Below are 5412 nucleotides of genomic sequence, written 5' to 3'. Positions count from 1 at the left end.
GGAGGCCGCGGCGGGCGCGTACGCGCCGCAACCCGGCCTGGACCAGCTGGACGAGCTGGCCGAGCAGGTCCGGACGGCGGGGCTGCCGGTGGTCCTGGAACGCACCGGGTCGCCGTCGGCGGTGTCGGAGGGGCGCGCGCTGGCGATCTACCGGATCGTCCAGGAGGCTCTCACGAACGCCCTGAAACACGGGGGTCCGCGCACCTCGGCGAAGGTCACCCTGCATTACGGTGACGACGAGGTGACGGTCGCGGTCGTGGACGACGGGCGCGGCGCCGCCGCCCCGGACGACGGCCACGGCCACGGCCTGGTCGGCATGCGCGAGCGCGCCGCCGTCTACGGGGGCGAGGTGAGGGCCGGGCCCCGCCCGGGCGGCGGGTTCGCGGTCACCGCCCGCATCCCCGTCCGCGAGGAGGCCAGGGCGTGACGGCAGACGCGAGTGAGGAGACACGGGTGGACGAGCCGATCCGGGAGGACGAGCCGATCCGGGTGCTTCTGGTGGACGACCAGGAGCTGGTGCGGGCGGGCTTCACGATGGTGCTGGACGCCCAGCCCGACATCGAGGTCGTCGGGGAGGCGGGGGACGGCGCGACGGCCGTGGAGGCGGTGCGCGCGCGTCCGGCGGACAGCCCGGTCGAGGTCGTCCTGATGGACGTGCGGATGCCGCGCATGGACGGCATCGAGGCGACCCGGCGGATCGTCGCGGCCGGCGGCCCGAAGGTGATCATCCTGACCACCTTCGACCTGGACGAGTACGCCTTCGCCGCGATCAAGGCCGGGGCCAGCGGCTTCCTGCTCAAGGACGCGGGCCCGGCGCAGCTGGTCGAGGCGATCCGGGCGGTGCGCTCCGGGGACGCGGTGGTCGCGCCGAGCACCACCAAGCGGCTGCTGGACCGGTTCGCGCTGCACCTCCCGGACGGTGGCCGGGACCGGGCGGACGAGGCGCTGGCCACGCTCACCGAGCGCGAGACCGAGGTGCTGCACCTGGTGGCGCGCGGGATGTCCAACGCCGAGATCGCCGAGCGCCTCTACGTGTCCGAGGCGACGGTGAAGACCCACATGGGCCGGATCCTGATGAAGCTGGGCCTGCGTGACCGGGTGCAGGCGGTCGTGTTCGCGTATGAGACAGGTCTGGTCAAGAGCGGCCAAAGCGACAACTGACCGTCACGGAGCGATTACCCAATGGTGACTTTTCGTTCTCAGTCACGAGTTTGTGGTTCCCTTACGCATTGGTAGCTGAATAACTACCGTACGTGAATGTCGCCGGATGGTGCGGCGGCGCACGTCGTGTTGGACAGGTCGCCCCGGCGTGCCCCGCGTAGGGGCGGCCCCACGTACGGGAGGTACCACATGCTCAAGAGGCTCGCCCTCACCGGCGCTCTCGCCGCCGCCGTCTCGGCGACGGCCCTGGCCGCCCCCGCGAACGCCGACGTCCACACCGACGGTTCCGGCGGTGTGCTCTCCGGCAACCAGATCATCGCGCCGATCTCGATCCCGATCGTCGCCTGCGGCAACGCGGTGGCCCTGCTCGGTCTCGCGGGCGCCGGCTGCAAGGGCGACGCCGCCGTCGGCAACGCCGTCGGCTGACCGCTCCGTCCGGTGACGACCCCGTGAGTCCCCGGACGGAACCCCGTCGATGACCGCGCGAGCGCCGGAACCCGGGAGGGTTCCGGCGCTCCCGCATGTCACGGCATATGGGGTAAGCGGCCGGTCTGACGTCCATGTACGACTTTGGTCGTAGGAGACGGTTCCCACTGGCCGAAGTGCTGATCCGAACGGTGGACGCACGGGCGATGGCAGGGCAGGCCCCGCTTCCTAGCGTGGATCCCGACATCGGAGACCACCTGAGGAGCCGCAGTGACCAGCACGTTCACCAACCCGCCCACGCCGCATGGCCGGGCCGCCGAGCCGGCGGCGGTCGTCGCCGCGGAGGTGAGCAAGGTCTACGGCTCCGGGGACGCGGCCGTGCACGCGCTGCGCGGCGTCAGCGTCGGGTTCGCGCGCGGCGCGTTCACCGCGATCATGGGGCCGTCCGGCTCCGGCAAGTCCACCCTGATGCACTGCCTGGCCGGGCTCGACACGGTGTCCGGCGGCCGGGTCACGCTGGGCGACGCCGAGCTGACCGCGATGAACGACAAGCAGCTCACGCTGCTGCGCCGCGACCGCATCGGGTTCATCTTCCAGGCGTTCAACCTGCTGCCGACGCTCACCGCCGAGCAGAACATCCTGCTGCCGCTGGAGCTGGCCGGACGCAAGCTGGACCGGGCCTGGTTCGACCAGGTCGTGGACGTGGTCGGGCTGCGCGAGCGGCTCGGGCACCGGCCGAGCGAGCTGTCGGGCGGCCAGCAGCAGCGGGTCGCCTGCGCCCGCGCGCTGGTCGCCCGTCCCGAGGTCATCTTCGCCGACGAGCCGACCGGCAACCTCGACTCGCGGTCCGGCGCGGAGGTGCTCGGCTTCCTGCGGGCCTCGGTCCGCGAGATGGGTCGGACGATCGTGATGGTCACCCACGACCCGGTCGCCGCGTCCTACGCCGACCGCGTGGTGTTCCTGCGGGACGGCCGGATCGTCACCGAGCTGTTCCAGCCGACGCCCGACACCGTCCTCGACCGGCTCAAGAGCCTGGGGGCCTGAGGCGATGCTGAAGACGACACTGGCCGGGCTCGCCGCGCACCGGCTGCGGCTGCTGCTCACCGCCCTCGCGATCACCCTCGGCGTCGGGTTCATCAGCGGCACGTTCGTGCTGACCGACGCGATGCGGTCCGGGGTGGACAAGACGTTCGCGACGTCCGCCGGCAAGGTCGACGTGGCCGTCCTGCCGAAGGACGGCGCGGCGGACGAACTGCCCGCCTCGCTGCTCGCCCGCGTGCGGGGCGTCCCCGGCGTCACGGCCGCGGAGGGCCTGGTCAAGGGCGACGCCGCGCTGGTCGGACGGGACGGCAAGGCGGTCGGGGACATGCCGACCGCCGGGATGTCGGTGCCGTCCGGGCGCCTGCTCCGGTACGAGCTGAACGGCGGCCGCGCGCCGAACGGGCCGTCCGAGACCGTCCTCGACACCCACCTCGCCAAGCGCGAGAAGTTCAAGGTCGGCGACGCGGTCACGATCCTGGACCACAGGAGCAGGCCGCACCGGTTCACCGTCGTCGGGCTCGTCGACATGGGCATGGACCGGGACGCGGGCATGCGCGGCGCGGTCGGCTTCGACACCGCGACCGCGTCCGCGATGACCGGGGTGCGGACGTTCACCGAGATCGACGTGCTCGGCGGCGGCCGGGACGCGGTCGCGAGCGCGGTCGGCCCCGGCCACGACGCGCTGACCGGGAAGGCCCTCGCGCAGCGGCTGTCCAAGGCCAACGGCGCGGACACCCAGGTCATCCAGACCGGCCTGCTGCTGTTCGGCATGGTCGCGATGCTGGTGTCGGCGCTGGTCATCTACAACACCTTCGCGATCCTCATCGCCCAGCGGACGCGCGAGATGGCGCTGCTGCGCTGCGTCGGCGCGACCCGCCGCCAGGTGTTCGGCGGCGTGCTGGCCGAGGCGGTCGTGGTCGGCCTGGTCGGGTCGCTGCTCGGCCTGGTGGCCGGGCTCGGGCTGGGCGCGGGCGCGCTCGGCGTGATCGGCTCGTTCGACACCGGCCTGAAGCTCGGCACGGCGGGGCTGACCGTCCGGACCGTGCTGGTCGCGCTGCTCGTGGGCGTCGTCGTGACGGTCGCGTCCGCGCTGCTGCCCGCCCGCGCCGCCACCCGCGTCGCGCCGGTCGCCGCGCTGCGCGCCGAGCTGGAGCCGGGCAGCGGGCGGTTCCGGCTCGGCTGGATCCGGACGGTCCTGACCGCGCTGTTCTGCCTCGGCGGGATCGGCCTCGCCGGACTCGGCGGGTTCGGCTCGGACAAGGGCGACAACCCGATGTACATGGTCGCCGCCGGCGGGACGCTGTTCTTCATCGGCGTCGTCGCCGCGATGCCCGCGCTGGTGCGTCCGCTCGGCCGCCTGGTCGGGGCCCTTCCGGCGCGGACGGGCGGGGTCCCCGCGCGGCTCGCCGTCGCGAACGCGCAGCGGACGCCGCGCCGCACCGCGACCACCACGATCGCGCTGACCATCGGGATCGGGCTGATGAGCCTGTTCTCGGTCGTCGCCGCCAGCGGCACCGCGACCGCGAACGCGCAGCTCGACGAGCACTTCCCGGTGGACTTCCAGGTCGAGTCGCAGTTCGGCGGCGGCCGGGACGGCGCGGGCCGGACCGTCCCGCACGAGCTGGTCACCAGGCTCCAGGCCCTGCCGCAGCTCGGCCGGATCACCGAGTCCCGCGAGGCCGGCCGGCCGAAGTCGGGCGGCCGGGACGCGAAGGTCTCGACCGTCACCGCCTCGTCGTTCGGCTCGCTGATCAAGGTGACCGCGGTCGCGGGCACGGTGTCGGCCCCCGAGCCCGGGACGCTGATCGTGGACAGGGAGACCGCCAAGTCGAAGGGCTACCGGGTCGGGCAGACCGTCCAGGTCCGGGGCGACCTGGGGAGCGCTCCGATCCGCGTCGCGGGGATCTTCCGCGGAAATGTCCCGCTGTACGGCGTGCTGGTGAACGAAACCGACTTCGCGCGGGTCTCGGCCGTCCGGGACGCGGCGGTCGTGTGGGCCAAGGTGAAGCCCGGCGTGCACGTGGACGACGCGCGCCGCGCCGTCGACGACGCGACCAAGGGCTATCCGACGATCCGCGTCGGGTCCCTGGCGGAGCTGCGCGAGGAGTTCACCAAGGCCGTGAACACACTGCTGATGGTGTTCGGCGGGCTGCTCGGGCTGGCCATCGTGATCGCGCTGTTCGGCATCGCCAACACGCTGTCGCTGTCGGTGGTGGAGCGCACCCGCGAGTCGGCGCTGCTGCGCGCCCTCGGCCTCACCCGGCGGCAGCTGCGCCGGATGCTGTCGGTGGAGGCGCTGGTCATGTCCGTGATCGGCGCGCTGACCGGGGTCGTCCTCGGGATCGGATTCGGCTGGGCCGCGACGAGCGCGATGGCCGAGAGCGCGGTGTTCGCCGTCCCGTACCTGCAGATCGTCGGGTTCATCGCGCTGGCCGGGGTCGCGGGCGTCGTGGCGGCCGTCCTGCCGGCCCGCCGGGCCGCGAAGGCCTCGGTGGTCGAGTCCCTCTCGTCCGGCTGAGCCTTACGGGCCGGCTGAGCCTTACGGGCCGGCTGAGCCTTCCGGGCCGGGTGAGAAGCCGACCGCCCCACCGCATCCGTCGATGCGGTGGGGCGGCGGCGCGTCCGGGACGCGGCGGGGGAGGGGGCCCGGTCGCGGCCCTTCGTCAGCCCGGACAGTCGCGGATCAGCAACGCCCGCGGATCACGCAGGACCGCGGGGGCGCGACCGGGTCAGCGGACGCCGCGCAGGCCGCCGTACCCGCCGCCCGCGAGGCTGCGGTTGCCG

The 5412-nt window shown here is 73.4% G+C and carries 5 protein-coding genes; all 5 read left to right on the top strand.

Annotation, left to right across the window (positions count from 1 at the left end):
* On the top strand, positions 1–427 hold a 427-nt coding region (locus tag AB0J52_RS25560), incomplete at its 5' end, for a sensor histidine kinase (protein ID WP_500184770.1).
* A gap of 26 nt (positions 428–453) precedes the next feature.
* Entirely contained in the window at positions 454–1161 is a 708-nt protein-coding gene (locus AB0J52_RS25555) for a response regulator (protein WP_500184769.1), read from the top strand.
* A 189-nt stretch (positions 1162–1350) separates the two neighbouring features.
* Entirely contained in the window at positions 1351–1587 is a 237-nt protein-coding gene (locus AB0J52_RS25550; protein ID WP_500184768.1) for a chaplin family protein, read from the top strand.
* Positions 1588–1857: 270 nt separating this feature from the next.
* Positions 1858–2631, top strand: coding sequence for an ABC transporter ATP-binding protein (locus tag AB0J52_RS25545; protein ID WP_500184767.1), 774 nt, complete (start codon positions 1858–1860; stop codon positions 2629–2631).
* 4 nt (positions 2632–2635) lie between these two features.
* Positions 2636–5146 carry an ABC transporter permease gene (locus AB0J52_RS25540; RefSeq protein WP_500184765.1) on the top strand — a complete coding sequence of 837 codons (2511 nt, stop codon included), beginning with the start codon at positions 2636–2638 and terminating at the stop codon, positions 5144–5146.
* Positions 5147–5412: the final 266 nt, after the last annotated feature.

This window comes from Spirillospora sp. NPDC049652 (genome assembly GCF_040675125.1).
Classification (GTDB): Bacteria; Actinomycetota; Actinomycetes; order Streptosporangiales; family Streptosporangiaceae; genus Spirillospora.
This window is presented reverse-complemented; position numbering and strand designations above follow the sequence as displayed.

What these genes read in the sequence shown, in the direction of transcription:
- AB0J52_RS25550 (WP_500184768.1), top strand. Translation starts at nt 1,351, where the DNA reads ATGCTCAAGAGGCTCGCCCTCACCGGCGCTCTCGCCGCCGCCGTCTCG.
- AB0J52_RS25540 (WP_500184765.1), top strand. Translation starts at nt 2,636, where the DNA reads ATGCTGAAGACGACACTGGCCGGGCTCGCCGCGCACCGGCTGCGGCTG.